The organism is Streptomyces sp. NPDC036815 (assembly GCF_055609205.1).
Map to the genome: position 1 here is coordinate 219,755 of NZ_JBVJPW010000011.1, position 17,347 is coordinate 237,101.

The 17,347-nt window shown below is 73.6% G+C and carries 17 protein-coding genes; 8 read left to right on the forward strand and 9 right to left on the reverse strand.

The annotated features are described in order from the left end of the window. The first annotated feature begins 138 nt into the window (after positions 1-138). Entirely contained in the window at positions 139-507 is a 369-nt protein-coding gene (locus tag ACZ69I_RS23415) for a hypothetical protein (protein WP_470834351.1), read from the forward strand. An 18-nt stretch (positions 508-525) separates the two neighbouring features. On the opposite strand, the gene ACZ69I_RS23420 is transcribed toward ACZ69I_RS23415, so the two are convergent. After that, positions 526-1,482, reverse strand: a complete 957-nt coding sequence (locus ACZ69I_RS23420; protein ID WP_470834353.1) for a GlxA family transcriptional regulator — start codon at positions 1,480-1,482, stop codon at positions 526-528. A gap of 103 nt (positions 1,483-1,585) precedes the next feature. Here ACZ69I_RS23420 and ACZ69I_RS23425 point away from each other — a divergent pair, with 103 nt between their 5' ends. Next, complete coding sequence (locus tag ACZ69I_RS23425; RefSeq protein WP_470834354.1) at positions 1,586-2,179, forward strand: MBL fold metallo-hydrolase; 594 nt, start codon at positions 1,586-1,588, stop codon at positions 2,177-2,179. A gap of 227 nt (positions 2,180-2,406) precedes the next feature. On the opposite strand, the gene ACZ69I_RS23430 is transcribed toward ACZ69I_RS23425, so the two are convergent. Together ACZ69I_RS23430 and ACZ69I_RS23435 are read right to left on the reverse strand one after the other, a co-directional pair. Continuing rightward, the gene (locus tag ACZ69I_RS23430) at positions 2,407-3,093 is read right to left on the reverse strand and encodes a ribonuclease H family protein (RefSeq protein ID WP_467677148.1); all 687 of its coding nucleotides are present in this window, start codon (positions 3,091-3,093) and stop codon (positions 2,407-2,409) included. A 194-nt stretch (positions 3,094-3,287) separates the two neighbouring features. Beyond that, a complete protein-coding gene (locus ACZ69I_RS23435) occupies positions 3,288-4,049 on the reverse strand; it encodes an MgtC/SapB family protein (RefSeq protein WP_470834355.1) in 762 nt (253 codons plus the stop codon). 228 nt (positions 4,050-4,277) lie between these two features. On the opposite strand from ACZ69I_RS23435, the gene bdeA reads away from it, so the two are divergent. Then, positions 4,278-5,174, forward strand: a complete 897-nt coding sequence (bdeA, locus tag ACZ69I_RS23440) for a bis(hydroxyethyl) terephthalate hydrolase (RefSeq protein WP_470834357.1) — start codon at positions 4,278-4,280, stop codon at positions 5,172-5,174. 157 nt (positions 5,175-5,331) lie between these two features. Then, positions 5,332-7,965 (forward strand): helix-turn-helix transcriptional regulator, encoded by a 2,634-nt coding sequence (locus ACZ69I_RS23445; RefSeq protein ID WP_470834413.1) that lies wholly within the window; start codon positions 5,332-5,334, stop codon positions 7,963-7,965. 135 nt (positions 7,966-8,100) lie between these two features. Here the strand turns inward: ACZ69I_RS23445 and ACZ69I_RS23450 are convergent, their stop codons facing one another. The 3 genes from ACZ69I_RS23450 to ACZ69I_RS23460 are packed head-to-tail and all read right to left on the reverse strand — an operon-like array spanning position 8,101 to position 10,380. Then, positions 8,101-8,664 carry a TetR/AcrR family transcriptional regulator gene (locus ACZ69I_RS23450; protein ID WP_470834359.1) on the reverse strand — a complete coding sequence of 188 codons (564 nt, stop codon included), beginning with the start codon at positions 8,662-8,664 and terminating at the stop codon, positions 8,101-8,103. Then, positions 8,664-10,094 carry an amidase gene (locus ACZ69I_RS23455; RefSeq protein WP_470834360.1) on the reverse strand — a complete coding sequence of 477 codons (1,431 nt, stop codon included), beginning with the start codon at positions 10,092-10,094 and terminating at the stop codon, positions 8,664-8,666. The genes ACZ69I_RS23450 and ACZ69I_RS23455 overlap by 1 nt, the downstream gene beginning before the upstream one ends. After that, positions 10,081-10,380 (reverse strand): hypothetical protein, encoded by a 300-nt coding sequence (locus tag ACZ69I_RS23460; RefSeq protein ID WP_470834417.1) that lies wholly within the window; start codon positions 10,378-10,380, stop codon positions 10,081-10,083. Before ACZ69I_RS23460 ends, ACZ69I_RS23455 begins: the two co-directional genes overlap by 14 nt. Positions 10,381-10,601: 221 nt before the next feature. On the opposite strand from ACZ69I_RS23460, the gene ACZ69I_RS23465 reads away from it, so the two are divergent. Together ACZ69I_RS23465 and ACZ69I_RS23470 are read left to right on the forward strand one after the other, a co-directional pair. Continuing rightward, positions 10,602-11,573, forward strand: a complete 972-nt coding sequence (locus ACZ69I_RS23465; RefSeq protein ID WP_470834362.1) for an MBL fold metallo-hydrolase — start codon at positions 10,602-10,604, stop codon at positions 11,571-11,573. A gap of 134 nt (positions 11,574-11,707) precedes the next feature. After that, the gene (locus ACZ69I_RS23470) at positions 11,708-13,213 is read left to right on the forward strand and encodes an SDR family oxidoreductase (protein ID WP_470834363.1); all 1,506 of its coding nucleotides are present in this window, start codon (positions 11,708-11,710) and stop codon (positions 13,211-13,213) included. Positions 13,214-13,241: 28 nt separating this feature from the next. Here the strand turns inward: ACZ69I_RS23470 and ACZ69I_RS23475 are convergent, their stop codons facing one another. The 3 genes from ACZ69I_RS23475 to ACZ69I_RS23485 are packed head-to-tail and all read right to left on the reverse strand — an operon-like array spanning position 13,242 to position 13,933. Then, positions 13,242-13,412, reverse strand: a complete 171-nt coding sequence (locus ACZ69I_RS23475) for a hypothetical protein (RefSeq protein WP_470834365.1) — start codon at positions 13,410-13,412, stop codon at positions 13,242-13,244. Further along, positions 13,409-13,678 (reverse strand): type II toxin-antitoxin system RelE family toxin, encoded by a 270-nt coding sequence (locus ACZ69I_RS23480; RefSeq protein WP_470834366.1) that lies wholly within the window; start codon positions 13,676-13,678, stop codon positions 13,409-13,411. The genes ACZ69I_RS23475 and ACZ69I_RS23480 overlap by 4 nt, the downstream gene beginning before the upstream one ends. A 3-nt stretch (positions 13,679-13,681) precedes the next feature. Then, entirely contained in the window at positions 13,682-13,933 is a 252-nt protein-coding gene (locus ACZ69I_RS23485; protein WP_467677130.1) for a type II toxin-antitoxin system Phd/YefM family antitoxin, read from the reverse strand. Positions 13,934-14,574: 641 nt separating this feature from the next. On the opposite strand from ACZ69I_RS23485, the gene ACZ69I_RS23490 reads away from it, so the two are divergent. Both ACZ69I_RS23490 and ACZ69I_RS23495 read left to right on the forward strand, forming a co-directional pair. Continuing rightward, positions 14,575-16,428: a hypothetical protein gene (locus ACZ69I_RS23490; protein WP_470834368.1), complete on the forward strand. Its 1,854-nt coding sequence runs from the start codon at positions 14,575-14,577 to the stop codon at positions 16,426-16,428. Between the two features lie 307 nt (positions 16,429-16,735). Continuing rightward, positions 16,736-17,347: hypothetical protein (locus tag ACZ69I_RS23495; RefSeq protein ID WP_470834370.1), on the forward strand; the 612-nt coding region annotated here is incomplete at its 3' end.

The window sequence follows — 17,347 nt, forward strand, 5'->3', positions numbered from 1 at the left end:
TGCGCCGGGCGGCGCCTTCGCCTCGTGGTACGCGTACGTGCGCCCGTCCCCCTGGGGGTGAATCGCGCGGCCCGGGGCACATGCCCCGGGGAATTCCTGCTGTTCTGGAGGCCTCTTCGATCGTGGGAGGACGGCCACATGCTCAACAGGTCAGGAGCCGAAAAGAAGCCGAGGAAATCGAGGAAGCCGAGGACCGTACTGACGGCCGGCGCCGCGCTGTTGCTGTTCTGCGCCCTGTCGTCCAGTGCCCAGGCGGCCACGGGTGAGTTCGAGTACACCAGGGCCGACGGGATGGGGCACATCACCTTCCTGGATCCGGACAACGCGTGCCGCACCATGTCCGGTGGCGGGGCCAAGGACATCAGCAATCGCACGGACACCGTGGCGAGCATCTACAAGTTCGACGACTGCCGCGCCGCGGGGTTCATCGCCACGGTCGGCGCCCGGGGCGGTACGTGGCCTCCCAATCCCACGCTGACGGTCGCCCATGCGGTGAAGTTCGGGTGACGCGCGGGGCCTGCCCGCTCACCGGGTGCGGGTGAACGCGCGGCGGTAGGAGCGCGGCGGTACGCCGCGGCGGCGTACGAACTGTTCGCGCAGTACGGCCGCGCCGCCGTAGCCGACGCGGCGGGCGATCTCCTCGACGGGCAGGTCCGTGGTCTCCAGGAGTTCCTCGGCGCTGCTCAGGCGCAGGGCGCGCAGCCAGGCGTGGGGGGTGGTGCCGGTGGCGGCGGTGAAGCGGCGGGCGAAGGAGCGTTTGCTCATCAGCGCGCGGCGGGCCAGTTCCGCGACGGGCAGCGGCTCGTGGAGGTTTTCGCGGGCCCATGCCAGCACCTCGGCCAGCCGTTCGTCGCCGCCGTCCTCGGGGGCGGGGGCGGCCAGGTACTGCGCCTGGCCGCCGTCGCGGTGGGAGGGCAGCACCACGTCGCGGGCCACGGCGTTGGCCATGGCCGCGCCGTGTTCGCGGCGCAGCAGGTGCAGGCACAGGTCGAAGCCCGCGGCGGCGCCCGCGCCGGTGAGGACGCGTCCTTCGTCGATGTAGAGGGCGTCGGGTTCGACGGTGATGTGCGGGTGGCGGCGGGCGAGCAGGTCGGCGAACCGCCAGTGGGTGGTGGCCCGGCGGCCCTCCAGCAGCCCGGCGGCGGCGAGCGCGAAGGCGCCGACGCAGTGGGCGGCCACCAGTGCGCCGCGTGCGTGTGCCGCCGTCAGGGCCTGCAGGACGGCGGGCGGGGGCGGGGTGCGGAAGTCGGCGCCGGGCAGGGCGATCACCAGGTCGGCGCGGGCCAGCTCGTCCAGGCCGTGGGTGATGACGACCGGGGCGCCCACGTCGGTCGGCAGCGGTCCGGGCCGCTCGGCGCACAGGGCGACGTCGAAGCCGGGCGCGGCCGGGCCGTGCGGGGCGAAGACCTCGGTGACGATGCCGAGGGCGAGCAGGCCGACGGCGGGCGGGGCGTAGGCGGCGACGGTCGTGAAGGCGGGCACCGCCGCAGTGTGTCACTGCGGCCCGCACCGGTGGCAGTGATCCTGCGATCAGCGGCAGATGTGCCACTCGTGTGCGGCCCGCGGGGGCGGAAGGATCACCGTCATGACAGACGCACCGCACGGCCGCAGCGCCTCATACACAATCCTGACCACCGGTTACGTCGGCTCCACCGGCCCCGGAGTGGCCGCCACGGTCTCCTACGTCACCGACGCCGGCCGGCACGTGATCTTCGATCCGGGCATGGTGGCGAGCCGCGAGCACATCCTGGGCCCGCTCGCGGAGTTGGGGCTCGGCCCCGAGGACGTCACCGACGTGGTGCTCAGCCACCACCACCCGGACAACACCATGAACGTGGGCCTCTTTCCCCGGGCCCGCGTGCACGACCACAAGGTCGAGTACCGCGGCGACCAGTGGCGCAACCGCGACGCGGAGGGCTATGAACTCACCCCCTCGCTGCGCCTGATCCGCACCCCCGGCCACAGCGCCGAGGACATCACACTGCTCGCGGGGACGGACAGGGGTGTCGTCGCCTTCGCCGGCGACCTGTGGTGGCACGCCCGGGGCCCGGCCGAGGACCCGGTGGCCCCCGACCGCGCGGTGCTGAGCGCCTCCCGGCTGCGGGTGCTGGCCGTCGCGGACCTGATCGTGCCCGGGCACGGGGCGCCGTTCACCGCCGATGCCTCCACGCCGCGCTGAGAGCCTGTCTTTGAACCCCCGTCGTCCGCGCGGAGCGCGGGCGCAGCGGCGGTCGGTGCGTGCGATCGGTGTGCGGAGTCCGAGGTCATGTGGCGGAGCCACCTGTCCTTGGACTCCGTGCGCCGAGCGTGCGTGCCGGGCGCCGGGGCGCAGGTGGGGGTTCAAAGACAGGCTCTCAGAGCCCGTGTATCCCCGGCCGGGGGGGGCGTACGGCGGTGGGGTGCGCGTCAGGCGTCGGCGGTCTCCCGGCATTCGACGTGACCCCAGCCGTGGGCGTTCTTGGTGATCTTTTCGCCGGCCGCGTAGGGCTTCTGGCAGTGGCAGCGGCCGGGGAACTTGGCCTTGATGACCGCGCCCGAGGAGGACTTCCCGGCCCGGGCCGCGGCCTTCTTGGGGGCGGGGCGGGCGGTGGTGCGGTCCGGGCGCGGTGCGGGGATCTGCTGGGCGCCGTGTGCGGTGCCCGCGGGCTCCTGGCTCGTTGCCGCGTCGCTGGCCGCGACGTCGGCGATCGCGTTGAGGTGGTCGCCGTCCACCTGGTGGGCGGCCACGTGCCGGAACGTCACCGCGCGGTGCTGGAGCAGGGCGTCGATGCGTACGACGAGGTCCTTGTTGGCGACCGGCTTCTTCGCCGCGGTCAGCCAGCCGTTGCGCTTCCAGGAGGCGATCCACTTGGTGACGGCGTTCATGGCGTACTGGCTGTCCATGCGCACCTCGAGCGGCACGGCCGGGTCCGTGGCCTCCAGCAGCTCGGCCAGGGCGGTCAGTTCGGCCACGTTGTTCGTGGAGTGGCCCAGCGGTCCGGCCTCCCAGCGCTGCGGGCGGCCCTCGGCGTCGGCGACCACCCAGGCCCAGGCCGCGGGCCCGGGGTTCTTCTTCGCCGCTCCGTCACAGGCGGCAATGATCAAGTCAGGCATTCCCCGATGATTTCATCCGCCGGCCGGCGCTCCGCACCCGGCGCCCGGGGCGCGGCGCGGACCGGATCAGCCCCATGCCCCACTCGGGGTTTGGGGCAAGGGGCTGCTCCGCGTCTGCCCGCGAAACGTCGGGTGACACAGGGATCACCCGGTCGGAGCAGGTGGGCACAGGGGCACCAGCGGGTGTGCGGCGGTCATTCGGTCGTGTCGGCCGGTGCGCCCAGGTCGACTTCGCTGATGCCCTCGATCCGGGTGAGTTCCTCCACCAGGCGGTGGCCCTGCGCCGTGCCCTGGAGCCTGAGGCGGGCCGCCGCCCGGCCGGGGCTCTCCTCGCGGGTGACCCGTACCGCGTCGACCCGGAAGCCCGCGCCGGTGGTCAGTTCCAGTACGCGGCCCAGCAGGCCCCGCGCGGTGTCGTAGGTGACGGTGAGCTGCAGCGCCCGGGGCCGGGGTTTGAGGGGGATGCGGTCGGTCAGGCGCGGCAGGCCCCGTACGACGAGGAAGTGCACGGCCGTCGCGGCGGCGGCCAGCAGGGGCAGGCCGCCGCCGCAGGCCATGCCGATGCCGCAGGTGAGCCAGATGGTCGCGGCGGTGGTGAGGCCCTGTACGGCGTCGCGTTTGACGAAGATCAGTCCGCCGCCGATGAAGCCGATGCCGGAGACGATCTGGGCGGCCACGCGGGAGGGGTCGAGGGAGGCTCCTTGGAGGTGTGCGGTGGCGGCGAAGCCGTGGATGGAGACTTCCATGAACAGGGCGCTGCCCACGCCGACCAGCATGTGGGTGCGCATGCCGGCGCTCTTCTGGCGTGCTTCGCGTTCCACGCCGATGAACAGCGACAGGACCAGGGCCAGGCCGAGTTCGGCGAACTGGCGGCCGCTCTGGCCCACGCTGGTCTCGAAGAGGGGGGCGGCGTTCGACTGCAGCGCCTGACCGAGCGCCTGACCAGTGGACAACATGCCCTGATTGTCCCACTGTGGCGGGCCGGGGCGGGTGAAGGGCCCCGCTGGAGAAGCGAGTCCGGTGGGATCCGGTGTTTTGGTGGCGCCGGTGATTTCGCCGATGCCGGTGGGGCCCGGGCGGCGGCACGGTGGGAGCGCCGATCAACGATGAAAGCGGCGCTCTCCCCCGCCGGGTGTGCCTTGCGGCCCGCGTTGCGGGGGCGCCCTGACCGAGAGGATCCCTCCGTGTCTGTGCATGCCTTCTCCCGCCCGGTGGTGCGGGCCTGTCTGGCCGCCGCGGTGGCCGCCGCCGGTCTTCTGGGGCCCGGTCTGGCGCCCGGCGCCCGGGCCGCGGCGGACAACCCCTACGAGCGCGGTCCCGCGCCGACGGTGGCCGGCATCGAGGCGCCGCGCGGCCCCTACGCCGTCTCGCAGACCAGCATCTCCCCGCTCGGCGTGTCCGGTTTCGGCGGGGGCACGGTCTACTACCCGACGTCGACGGCGGACGGCACGTTCGGCGCGGTCGTCATCTCCCCGGGTTTCACCGCCTACCAGTCGAGCATCGCCTGGCTCGGTCCGCGGCTGGCCTCCCAGGGCTTCGTCGTCTTCACCATCGACACGCTCACCACCCTCGACCAGCCCGACAGCAGAGGGCGTCAACTCCTGGCCGCACTGGACTACTTGACGAAGTCGAGTGCGGTGCGCGGCCGGATCGACGCGTCCCGGCTGGGCGTGATGGGGCATTCGATGGGCGGCGGCGGCACCCTGGAGGCGGCCAAGAGCAGCACGTCACTGAAGGCGGCGATCCCGCTGACCGGCTGGAACCTGGATACCACCTGGCCCGAACTGCGCACCCCCACCCTGGTGGTGGGCGCGGACGGGGACACCGTGGCCCCGGTGGCCACCCACTCCGAGCCGTTCTACCGCTCGCTGCCGGCCTCGCTGGACAAGGCGTACCTGGAGCTCAACAACGCCACCCACTTCACCCCGAACTCGTCCAACACGACGATCGCGAAGTACAGCATCTCCTGGCTGAAGCGGTTCATCGACGACGACACCCGCTACGAGCAGTTCCTCTGCCCGCCGCCCAAGCCGAGCCCGACCATCGAGGAGTACCGGGGCAACTGCCCCCACACCTCCTGACCTTGACGGCCCCCGGACGGGGCGCGGGGGCCCGCCGGGGCGAGGGGGTTGTGCCCGTGCACACCCGGGTGCGGCAGCTGGTGGTGGTGTGCCCAGTGCGGTGGGCGCGGGGCTTCCGGGCGGTGTTACGCGTGAGTAGCGTGCGGGCGTGGCCCTTTTGACGCCCCTCCCCCACGCCCCCGCCTCCCGAGAACTCTTCGGCCGCCGTACGGAAACGGCCGCCGTGCGGGCCCTGGTGGAGCGGGCACGGGCGGGCCGTGGCGGTGCCCTCGTCCTGAGCGCGCCGCCCGGCCTGGGCCGCAGCGCGCTGGTGGAGTACGCGTGCTCGCTCTGCGGTCCGCTCCCCTGGGTGCGGCCCGCGCTGCCCGCGGTGCCCGCGCGGCGCGGGCCGCTGCTGGTCTGCCTCGACGACGCGCACCGCTGGGACGCGGCGTCCCGGGCCGCGCTGGGCGCGCAGCTGCGCGGCCTGTCCGCCGCGCGGGCGGTGGCCGTGCTGGTGACCCTCGCCGAAGGGCGCACCGGGGCGCGGGAGTTCGCCGGGCCGGCCACGCTGCGTCTGGCGCCGCTGGAGGAGAGCGCGGCCACCGCCCTGCTGGACCGGCTCACCCGGGGGCGCGCCGACCCGGCCGTGGGAGCGTGGCTGGTGCGTGAGGCGGCGGGCAACCCCCGGCTGCTCACCTCCTACGCCGCGGCCCTCTCCCCCGCCCAACTGGCCGGGCGCGCCCGGCTGCCCGACCCCCTGCCCGGCGCGGAAGGCGTCCTGGAGGACTACGCGGCCCGCCTGCACGGCCTGCCGGGCGCGGCTCGCACGCTGCTGCTGCTCGCCGCGGCGGCCGCCGAGCACGAGGCGGAGGGCGCGGGCGGCGAACTCGCCCTGGTGCTGCGGGCGGGCGCCGACCCGGCGGGGCTCGCGCCCGCCGAGGCGGCCGGGGTGGTGCTCGGGGCGGGCGGGCGGATCCACTTCCCCCAGCCGCTGCTGCGCGCGGCGGTGCTGCGCTGCACGCCGCCCGCCCGGCGCCGGGCCGCCCACCTGCGCCTGGCCGGGGCGTGCCGGGATCCCTACGCGCGGCTGGTCCAGCTCGCCTGCGCGGCACCGGAGCACGACGTACGCCTCGCCGGACGGCTGACCGCCGCGGCGGCCCGGCGCCCGCACGCCGAGCGCTCCACCGCGCTGGCCCGCGCCGCGGCCCTGTCCGCCGCCGCGGGCGCGCGCGGCGACCGGCTCGCCGAGGCGGCGGAGGCGGCCCGCCTGGCGGGCGACCCGGTGCGGGCGCGGGCGCTGCTTGCCCGCGCCGGTGCCCTGCCCGCGCACGGGGGCCTGCACCGGGTGCGCGGGCTGCTGGCCCTGGCCGACGGGCCGGTGGACGACGCCCGCCAGCTGCTGCTGGCCGCCGCCGCGCTGCTGCCACCGCGCCAGGGCCGCGGCGCGCTGCTGGGCGCGGCGCAAGCGGCGTGGGCGGCCGGTGACGCCGGCGCCTACCGGGAGGCGATGGCGCGGCTGCCGGTGTGCGCCGACGACCCGCTCCTGGAGGCCTACCGGGCGGGGATGTGCGCGGTCCTCTCGGGCCGCACCGCGCGGGGCCACGCGCTGCTGCGCCGCTGCGCGGAGGGGCTGGCGGGGCCGGGGGATCCGGCCGGGCTGCTGCGCGCCGGGGCCGGGGCCCTGGTGGTCGGGGAGATCAGCATCGCCCGGGAGGCCGGGGCCCGGGCGCTGGCCGGGGCCCGCGCCCACGGCCTGGAGGTCCTCGTGCCGCGCGCCCTGGAACTCCTGGCCTACGCCGAACTGCGCGCGGGCCGGCACAGCGGTGCCCGCGCGCACGCGGCCGAAGGACTCGGAGCGGCCCAGCGGTTCGGGCAGGCCAACACCGCGGTCAGCCTGCACGCCGTCGCGGCGCTCGCCGCGTCCGTCGAGGGCGACGCCGCGGCCTGCGCCCTGCACGCGGCCACCGCCACGGCGGGCGCCGGGCCGCACGGCCTGACCCAGGCCGCCACCCTGGCCGGCTGGGCGCTCGCCCGCGCGGAGCTGGCCGCGGGACGGTGGGCCGACGCCGCGGCGCGGCTCGCCCCGCTGGTCGCCCCGGGGCCGCGGGGCGGGCACTTCGCCGTCCGGATGCTGGCCGTGCCCTGCTTCGTGGAGGCGGCCGTCCAGGCCGGGCGGGCCGGACCGGCGCGGCGCGCCACGGCCGAGTTCGCACGCTGGGCAGCCGCCACCGCGGACCCCCTCGCCCCGGCCCAACTGGCCCGCTGCCACGCCCTGTTGGCGCCGCCCCAGCAGGCGGCCGCGGCCTTCGAGCGGGCACTGGCGCGGCACGAGGGGGTGCCGGGCGAGTTCGAGCGGGGCCGTACGCAGCTGCTGTACGGGCAGTGGCTGCGCCGCGGCCGCCGTACCCGGCAGGCGCGGGAGCCGTTGCGTGATGCGCTGGTGGCCTTCGAACGGTGTGGGGCACGGGCCTGGGCGGAGCGCAGCCGGGGTGAACTGCGGGCCGCGGGCGAGGCGGTGGCGCTGGCGGGCGAGACGGGGCCGGGCGCGGGCGGCCGGGGGCCCGCGCTGCTGGCGGCGCTGACTCCGCAGCAGCAGCGCATCGCCCGGCAGGTGGCCGAGGGCGCCACCAACCGGGAGGTGGCGGTGCGTCTTTCGGTGAGCCACCGCACGGTCGATCACCATCTGCGCAATGTGTTCGCCGCGCTGGGTGTGCGCTCACGTGTCGAGCTGTCGCGGCTGCTCGCCGGGGAGGGCGGGGTGCGGGGACGGGAGGGAGAGCGGGAGGGGGAGGTGGCCGCGCGCTCGTAGGTGTCTCGGCGTCCAGGTGTCTCGGCGTCCAGGTGTCCCGGTGCCTCCGCGTCCAGGTGTTTCGGCAGTCAGGTGTTTCGGCGGGCAGGTGTCTCGGCGGGCAGGTGTCTCGGGATCCAGATATGTCACTCCGGGTCAGGTGTCCAGTACTCCGCTCACCAGGCGGCGCGCGTAGTCGGCGTCCTGGCCGCCCGGGCGGAAGAGGATGCGGTACATCATCGGTGCGACGACGTGGTCGAGGACCGTCTCGGTGCCCGGGGCGCTTTCCCCGCGGCCGGCCGCGCGGTCGAGGATGACGTCGATCTGCTCGGCCGCGTAGGCGGAGCACTGGCCCGCGTTGCTGCCGTCCGGGTCGCCGAGCAGGGCGTCGCGGATGTAGGCGCGGCCCGCCGGGGAGGACATTTCGTCGAGGAACTGCTCGGCCCAGGCCTGGAGGTCGGCCTCCAGGGTGCCCCGGTCCTCCGGCGGCGCCTCGGGGCGCAGGTGCTCGACGGCCACGTCCGACAGGAGGGCCTGCAGATCGCCCCAGCGGCGGTAGACCGTCGAGGGGGTGACGTCGGCGCGGGCGGCGATCTGGGGCACGGTCAGGGCGTCGCGGCCCACCTCCGCCGCGAGTTCGCGCACCGCGGTGTGCACTGCTTCCTGGACACGGGCGCTGCGGCCGCCGGGGCGTGCCATGGGTCTACGGCTCACGGGCATCACCTTAGAGCCGATTCGTCCGTCGGCGGGGCGCCGGGCTGCGGGGCCTGGAGGGGTGGGGTGCGGTCCGCGGCGGGGGCGGTCCGTTCGTAGGCGTGGCCCACCTGTATCAGGGTGGCTTCGGCGTGGGGGCGGGCCAGCAGCTGCATGCCGATGGGCAGGCCCGCGCCGTCGTGGCCGACCGGCAGTGACAGGGCGGGCAGGCCGGTGATGTCGGCGGGGGCGGAGAGGCGGACGTAGGCGTCGGAGACGCTTTCGTGGGTGCCGTCGGCCCAGGTGAGGTTCTCCTGGCCGGTGGGGGCGGCGGTCGTGGGCACGGTGGGGGCGGCGATCACGTCGACGTGGTCGAACAGGCGCAGCCAGGCCCGGTGCATGAGGGTGCGGGCGCGCCGGGCGCGCAGGTAGTCGCCGGCGGGCATCAGTTCACCGGCCTCCAGCAGGATGCGGATGTCGGGCCCGTACCGTTCGGGGGTCGAGCGCAGCAGCTGCTCGTGGTAGGCGGTGGCTTCGGGGACCATCAGGCCCCACTGGGTGGCCTGGACGTAGCGGGTCATGGGGATGTCGACCTCGACGAGGGCGGCGCCGAGACTCTGCAGGTGGGTGATGGCGGTGCGGACCGCGGCATCGACCTGGGGGGTGACGCGGTCGAAGTAGTAGGTGCGGGGGACGCCGACGCGTACTCCCGTCAGGTCGGTGCCGGGGGTGGGCCGGTAGTCGGCGGGTGCCAGTGGCGGGCGGGCACCGCGGGGGCCGGCCAGGACGTTCAGGGCCAGGGCCGCGTCCTGGACGGTGCGGGTCAGGGGGCCGACGTGGTCCAGGGACCAGGACAGGGACGTCACGCCGCGCCGGGGGACGAGGCCGTAGGTGGGCTTGAGGCCGACGACGCCGTTCAGGGCGGCCGGCACGCGGATCGATCCGCCGGTGTCGGTTCCCAGGGCGAAGGGCGCCGAGGCGGCCGCTACGGCGACGGCCGAGCCGCCGCTGGACCCGCCGGCCACCCGTGCCGGGTCCCAGGCGTTGCGGGTCTGCGGTGTGGTCAGCCCGTAGGCGAACTCGTGGGTGTGGGTCTTGCCCAGCAGCGCGGTGCCGGCCGCGGCCAGGCGGGCCGCGACGGTGCTGTCGGCCTGTGCGCGGTGCCCGGTCCGGGCCCTGGAACTCGCCGTGGTCGCCAGTCCCTCGACGTCGATCAGGTCCTTCAGCGCCACGGGGATGCCGTGCAGGACTCCTCTGAAGTGACCGGCGGCCGCCTCGTGTGCGGCGGCGCGCGCCGCGTCGCGGGCCCGCTCGGCCGTCACGGTGACGTAGGCGTTGAGGGCGGGCTCGGTCTGCTCGATCCGCTCCAGTACCGAGTCCACCAGCTCTACGGGGGACAGTTGCCGCGTCCGTATCTGGTGCGCGGCGGCGGTGAGGGTCAGTTCATACGGCTGCACGGTGCGGCTCCTGTTCGGCGTGCGGCTTCTCTCCGGCGTGCGGCTCTTCTTCGGCGTAGGGCTCTTCTTCGGCGTACGGCTCATCTCCGGCGCAGAGCCCTTCTTCGGCGGGGAAGGGGGTGGGCGGGGTGTCGGCGAAGTCGAGTTCGCGCAGGACGGCGACGACGGAGTGGATGTGGTTGGCGGTGGCGGCCACCGCCTCGTGCCGGTCGTCGGGCAGCAGGAGTCCGGTGCGGGCCGCCCAGTGGGCGGCCTGGGGTGGGGTCAGTTCTTCGGCGGCGGGCATGCGGGGGCCTCTTCCGGCTGTCGGGGGGGGCGAGGGGGCGGGACGGGGTGTTACGAGGCGGGCGGTGCGGGGGGCGTGTCACCCTCCACCCCGCTAAAAGCTAACTGTTTGCGTTAGGCCACGGTAGGCCCTACGCTCACTTAACGCAAACAGTTAGCTTTTAGCGGGGTGGGCGCGTACAGCGGCCGCCCGCCCCGCACACCCCGGAAAGAGCCCCCGACATGCAGACACCCCGGCCGCCCCAGGCCCCGCAGGAGACACCCCCGTACGCCCCCGTCGGCCCGCCCTCCGCCCCCGCAGCCCCCCACTGGAGCGTCGGCGACATCACCGTCACCCGCATCGACGAGACGCCGCTGCCGCCGGCGACCGGACCCTGGCTGCTGCCCGGCGCGAGCGCCGACGTGATCGCCGCGCAGGACTGGCTGCACCCCGACTTCGCCGACCGCGAGAGCGTCCTGCGCCTGGACAGCCACAGCTTCGCGCTCACCCTGGGCACCCTGCGGGTGCTCGTCGACACCGGCATCGGCAACGGCAAGACCCGCGCGAATCCCGCCTGGCACGGCCTGCGCACCGACTACCTCCAGCGCCTGTCCGAGGCCGGGTTCCCCCCGGACTCCGTCGACCTGGTCGTCCTCACCCACCTGCACACCGACCACGTCGGCTGGAACACCCGGGAGACGGACGGCGCGTGGGTACCCACCTTCCCTAACGCCCGCTACCTCGTCTCGCGCACCGAGCGGGAGTTCTGGGCCGCCCAGCGCATGGACGAGCCGCGCCGGCAGATGTTCCGCGACTCCGTGCACCCTCTCGAGGACGCCGGACTGCTCGACCTCCTCGACATCGCGGAGCAGGGCAGCGACATCGCCCCCGGCCTGCGCCTGGTGCCCGCCCCCGGCCACACCCCCGGCCACCTCACCGTCCAGCTGAGCAGCCGCGGTGAGACCGCCGTCATCACCGGCGACGCGATCCACCACCCCGTCCAGCTCCCCCACCCCCACCTCTCCAGCTGCGCCGACACCGACCCCCGCCAGGCCGAGGCCTCCCGCCGCGCCCTGCTCGCCTCCCTCTCCGGCACCTCCACCCTCCTGCTGGGCACCCATTTCCCCCACCCCACCGCCGGCCGGGTCCACGCCCACGACGGCGCCTACCGGCTGGCTCCCGTACCGCCCGCCCGCCCCACGCCCGGCCCGTGACACCCCCGGCGCCCGCGCGCGGAACCGGGCGGGGCCGGCCGGTGCCTGTCGCGGCGCGGGCCGCGGCGGGTGAGACTTGCCCCGGGAGGAGCAGGCCGCTTCCCCCGGACACCGACAACGAGGCGGCAGCGCACGTGAGCGAGAGCCAGGACGCCCCCCGGCCCGGCCGGCACATCCTCGTGACCGGCGCCACCGGCTACATCGGCGGCCGCCTGGTCCCCGAACTGCTGGCGGCGGGCCACCGGGTGCGGTGCCTGGCCCGCACCCCCAAGAAACTGCGCGACCACCCCTGGGCCGGGCAGGTGGAAATCGTCCAGGGCGACGTGACCGACCCGCAGTCCCTGACCGGCGCCCTGCACGGCATCGAGGTGGCCTACTACCTGGTGCACGCCCTGAACTCCGGGGCCGGTTTCGAGGCCACCGACCGGCACGCGGCCACCTCCTTCGCCGAAGCGGCCCACGCGGCCGGCGTGCGGCGCATCGTCTACCTCGGCGGACTCACCCCCGCCGGCGTGCCCGCGAAGGACCTCTCACCGCACCTGCGCTCGCGCGCCGAAGTCGGCCACATCTTCCTGGCCTCCCCCGTGCCCAGCATCGTGCTGCGCGCGGCGGTCATCATCGGCTCGGGCTCCGCCTCCTTCGAGATGCTGCGCTACCTCACCGAACGCCTGCCGGTCATGGTGACGCCCAGCTGGGTGCGCACCCGCATCCAGCCGATCGCGGTCCGCGACGTGCTGCGCTACCTCGTCGCCTGCGCCCGCCTGCCCGACACCCTCAACCGCGGCTTCGACATCGGCGGCCCGGACGTCATGACCTACCGCGACATGATGCGCACCTACGCCGACGTCGCCGGACTGCGCCACCGCCTGATCGTGCCCGTCCCCCTGCTCACCCCCTCCCTCTCCAGCTACTGGGTCGGCCTGGTCACCCCCGTGCCCCGCGGCATCGCCCGCCCGCTGGCCCAGTCCCTGCGCCACGAAGTCGTCTGCCAGGAACACGACATCGCCGGCTACGTGCCCGACGGCCCCGACCGCCCCCTGCCCTTCGGCCGGGCCCTGCGGCTGGCCCTGCGCCGCGTCCAGGACGCCCAGGTCACCACCCGCTGGTCCTCGGCCGCCCTGCCCGGAGCCCCCAGCGACCCACTGCCCACCGACCCCGACTGGGCCGGCGGCAGCCTCTACACCGACCACCGCCAGCTGAGCGTGGACGCCTCCCCCGCCCAGCTGTGGCGGGTCATCGAAGGCATCGGCGGCGACAACGGCTGGTACTCCTCCCCCCTGGCCTGGGCCGTGCGCGGCTGGCTCGACCGGCTCGTGGGCGGCGTCGGCCTGCGCCGCGGCCGCCGCGACGCCCACCACCTGCGCGTGGGCGACTCGCTGGACTTCTGGCGGGTGGAGGAGATCGAGACGGGCCGGCTCCTGCGCCTGCGCGCCGAGATGCGGCTGCCCGGACTGGCCTGGCTGGAGATGTACGTGGAGCAGGACGGGCCGGGCCGCGCCCGCTACCGCCAGCGCGCCCTCTTCCACCCCCGCGGACTGGCCGGCCACGCCTACTGGTGGTCGGTCGCCCCCTTCCACGCCCTGGTCTTCGGCGGCATGGCACGCAACATCGCCAAGGCGGCGGGCCGGGAGACCGCCTGACCCGCTCCGCCCTTGGTGCCGTCCGGGCCTACGACGTCATGTCATCCGGGTGCTGCCCCGTGTGCGCCGGGGGCTCACCGGCGACGAACAGCACCACCGGGTTGTCCTGCGGCACGGCGTTGCGGGGCCAGGCAGGCAGTGGGCCGGGGCAGGCGTCCCGGTGCGCATAGTCCGCCAGGAGCACCCTCGCGTCGGTCATCCCGCCCGCCCGAGGTGGATGACCACGATGGTCACGGCCGCCTGCTCGGTGACCACGCCCTGGGTGATCTCGTACATGACGCGGTAGCGGCCTACGTGCATCCGGCGCAGATCGGGTGAGCCGTACTCCGTGCTGCCCTCCGGACGCGGGTCATCGGCGAGCAGGTCGGCAGCATCGAGGACCTGGCGCAGCCCGTCGGGATCGTCCTCGAGGAACCGGGCGGCCGCGTTCAGGGCGGGCTCGTCCCAGATGAGGGTGTAGCTCACGCCTTACTGCTCCAGCCCGAGCCGGGCCCGGACTTCAGCGTGGGGCACCCCGGTGACCTCTCCCGCGGCCTGGCGCGCACGGTACTGCGCGAGCGCCAGCGCGTCTTCGAGGTCGGCGAGCTCCTGGGGATTTATCAACACGGCCGCGGGCGTGCCGTGGTCGGTGATCGTGATGCGTTCGCGCGCGTGGGAGGCCCGGCGGACCAGCGTGCCGAACTGGGCTCGGGCCTCGGTGATGGGCAGCGTCTCACTCATGACAGAACTGTACACTTCTGCACACTGGCGGCAATTGCAGGCGAGGGCGCGGCCGGCTCCGCGGCTGGGCGCTCGAACGGCTGGTGCAAGCCGGCCCGTCACGGCAGCGAGCCCGACCTGTCCGGCCTCTGCCGCAACTGCGAGCTCCAGATCTTATGGATTGCGCGTGAATACCGGCTTCGACGCAATCACAAGAACTTGACGGAAAAGGGAAACGAGTTACGTGGGGCTCTGCAGGAACGCCAGACAGCGGCCGCTCAGCTCCCTCTCGGCATTTCGGCCGCAGTCGCCGACTGCTTCAATCTCCCAGAGCGCGGCACCACCTCACAGTCGGCAGCAGACGGCATCGAGAAGAAACACAGTGCCAGCGGGTTCCAGCTTGGGGACTACGAAGGGCTGACGGAGGAAACCCGGCTGATCCTCCGCGCCGGAACGGTCGAACGGATCACAGAGGAACAGCGTAAACGCGAGATCCAGCTGGAACAGAGCTCCTCGGCCCTCAGCCGGGTCGAGGACGTTGCGGGGCAGGAGACGGGTCTCGGGATACTCCAGGGTTTGTCCGGGAAGCACTGGAGTCCCACGGTGCGATCTGGTCTGATTGTCCATCAACAACGGTTTTGCATTTCTGCAGGTAGAGCGGCGTGGCAGCGGACAACGAGGACAACTACGGGGGATTCAGGGTGGTGAAGCCAGGCCGTCCGCAAGGCGGGCCCAAGGGGCAGAGCGATCAGGCCAACGAGTTGGCGCTCTTCGTGCGGAGCGTGACGAAGGACTTCACGGTCCGGGACCTGGCCGAGCGATACAAGATCAGCAAAACGAGCTGGGGTGAATACCGCTCGGGCGCCAAAGTGATCCATCTGCACCTGCTGAAGCGCCTGATCGAGGACTTAGTACGCGATGAACGCACCCGCATCAGACGCTGGGAGGACGCCCAACGCCTCCACGCCGCGGCGCTTACCGCGCAGCAGCCGGCGCCGCCGGCGAGCCAGTCAACCGACGGGGGTGTGACTCCGCAGGAAGCAGCGGAACAGGCGACCGTGACTCTGCTGGACGCTGAGCGGCTCGTCCACCTGCTTCTCGGCATCATTGCCGGACTCCAGATGCAACGCGCCCCGTCAATGGGCCCACCGTCCACCACTGTGGGCACGCAGTCAGGGGCGGCAGCCGAAACATCGCCGACGGCAAGCGATCTGCAGGAAGCGGAAAGCCGGCTGGTGCAGGTCCGCCTCGTGCACAGTGCGGTGACCCGCGTACGCGACGAAGCGGCCTCCTACGACACCGGCGCGGATCCAGCGACCGCAGCGAAGCCCGCCCGGACGGAAGAAGAAGCCCGGGCGCTGCCGGCCCGCTACGCGGCTGCTTCCCGGGAGGCGGCCACGATCCTTCTCGTTTCCCGCGCCGCACTACTGGAGCAGCACACCGCCGTCCGGCTGCTCAGCGCCCGGTCGGCGGGGGCGGGCTCGGCGGCCTCCATCCGGTCCGCATTCCGGGACCCGGGCCTTCCCTCATTACTCCCCACCGGTCCATCCGACCCCCACGGTGCCGGGACTCCGCGCCGTTCCTGGCAGCGTCCATTCGTCACGGTGGCCGCCCTGGCGCTCGTTGCGGTCGTCTCCGGGGCCACGGTCTTCACTGTGCTCGGCCTGCGCAACGAGCAGCCCGCGGCAGGTGGCCCGGTGAACAGTCCCGCATCTGTGGCAGCCGCTCCCTCCACAGCATCGGCCCGCACACCGAGCCCGTCCCCCTCGCCTACACCGTCACCGTCGGACTCCACGCCCAGCGCGCCTCCGGCCGAGTCTCCCGGACGCGCGGCGGTACCGGCGGCCTACATCGGCACGTGGGAAGGCCAATTCACCGAACCCGGCGAGCGGTCCCCCTCCCTGCGCCGGATCGTCCTGCGCGCAGGCACCGTGGGAACTGCGGCGGCCAACATACTGACGCTGTCCCGGAACTCTCTGTGCCAGAGGCAGGGAACAGTCAGTTCCGCGGGCACACTGCTCGTCATCACGCCGGGAACGGCCACCGCCTCCTCCACGGGTCCCTGCGACCAGACCGGCGACATCGTTTTGCGTGGCAGGGGCGCTGACACCATCACCTGGAAGTCGCAAGGCACCACCATCACCCTGCGCCGCACCGCCTCCAGCGACCGGGCCGTGCCCACACAATTCCTCGGCACCTGGCGGGCCCAGGACGGAAACGACCCGACCTCCTCGGTGCACATGACCATCCTGCAGGGGCCCGTCGGCCAGGCCCGGGCCGAGTTCGCCTGGGACGGAGACGCCCACCACTGCAAGGGCGTCTCCATACTCGCCCTGACCGGTAACGGGCTGAAGTTCGGCCCCGAAGCGGTCACCGCATCAGAGCCCGCAGAGTTCTGCACCCAGACACCGAGCCGCATCATGTCCGAGCCGCAAGGCAACACGATGCACGTCGAATGGTTCACTCCGCCCGACGGCGCCCGACCCCGGGCCTTCACCTTCAGCCCCGCCGACTGACCGTCTTGCCGGCGTGGCGGAGAAGTCGCCACAAACACCTGACGGCACGAGGGGACCGGCGAGCTCGTGGACGGTGAGGTTCTCGGTCGGCTCCCGCAAGGACCAGCGCGAGCTCATTGACTCATCGGCTCCCCTCGAAGCCGCCCCGCGACCGGCCTGACTCCACTACTCCCCAGGTTCGTTGTCCGGGTTGTCCATCGCTGCCCGCCGCTTGAGCTGCGCGAACGTGCAACACCCCTGGATGGACAATCCGACCGGGCCACACGGTGGGTCTCCAGCACCTTCCCGCCGAACCCTGGAGTCTTCCGTGACCCGACTTCCCCTTCGTACGAGGGAACCGCAGAGTGTCCGCCGCCGCTTCCTGAGCCGCCCCGCGGCAAGGCGGGTCGGCGCTGTCGTCGCCGGTGTCCTGACCGGGTTGTTCCTTTCCTCACTTCCCGCCGCGGCGGATGCGCCTGCCCACCCCGCCCCCGTGGTCCTCTCGCGCATCGTGGCCGCTCCCGAGGACCATCTGTACGGCCTATCTGCGGATCACACCGCCGTCTACGAGCAGACCGGCAGCAATACCCACTGGGAAAAGATCGGCGGGCCCGTCCGCGACCTCTACGCCGGCGGGGCAGGCCTGTTCGCCACCCGACAGGACACCGGCGCGGTGATCAAGTACAACGGCACTCCGGAAGCGTGGAGCGAAATCGGAGAGCCAGGAGCCGACTTCGCCGTCACCGGTGACCACCTCTACGGCCTCACCACAGACCGTTCCGCCGTCTACGAGTGGAAAGGCACCGGCAGGGACTGGCAAAAGATCGGCGGGCCGGCCAATGACCTCTACGCCGGCGGGGCAGGCCTGTTCGCCACCCGACAGGACACCGGCGCGGTGATCAAGTACAACGGCACTCCGGAAGCGTGGAGCGAAATCGGA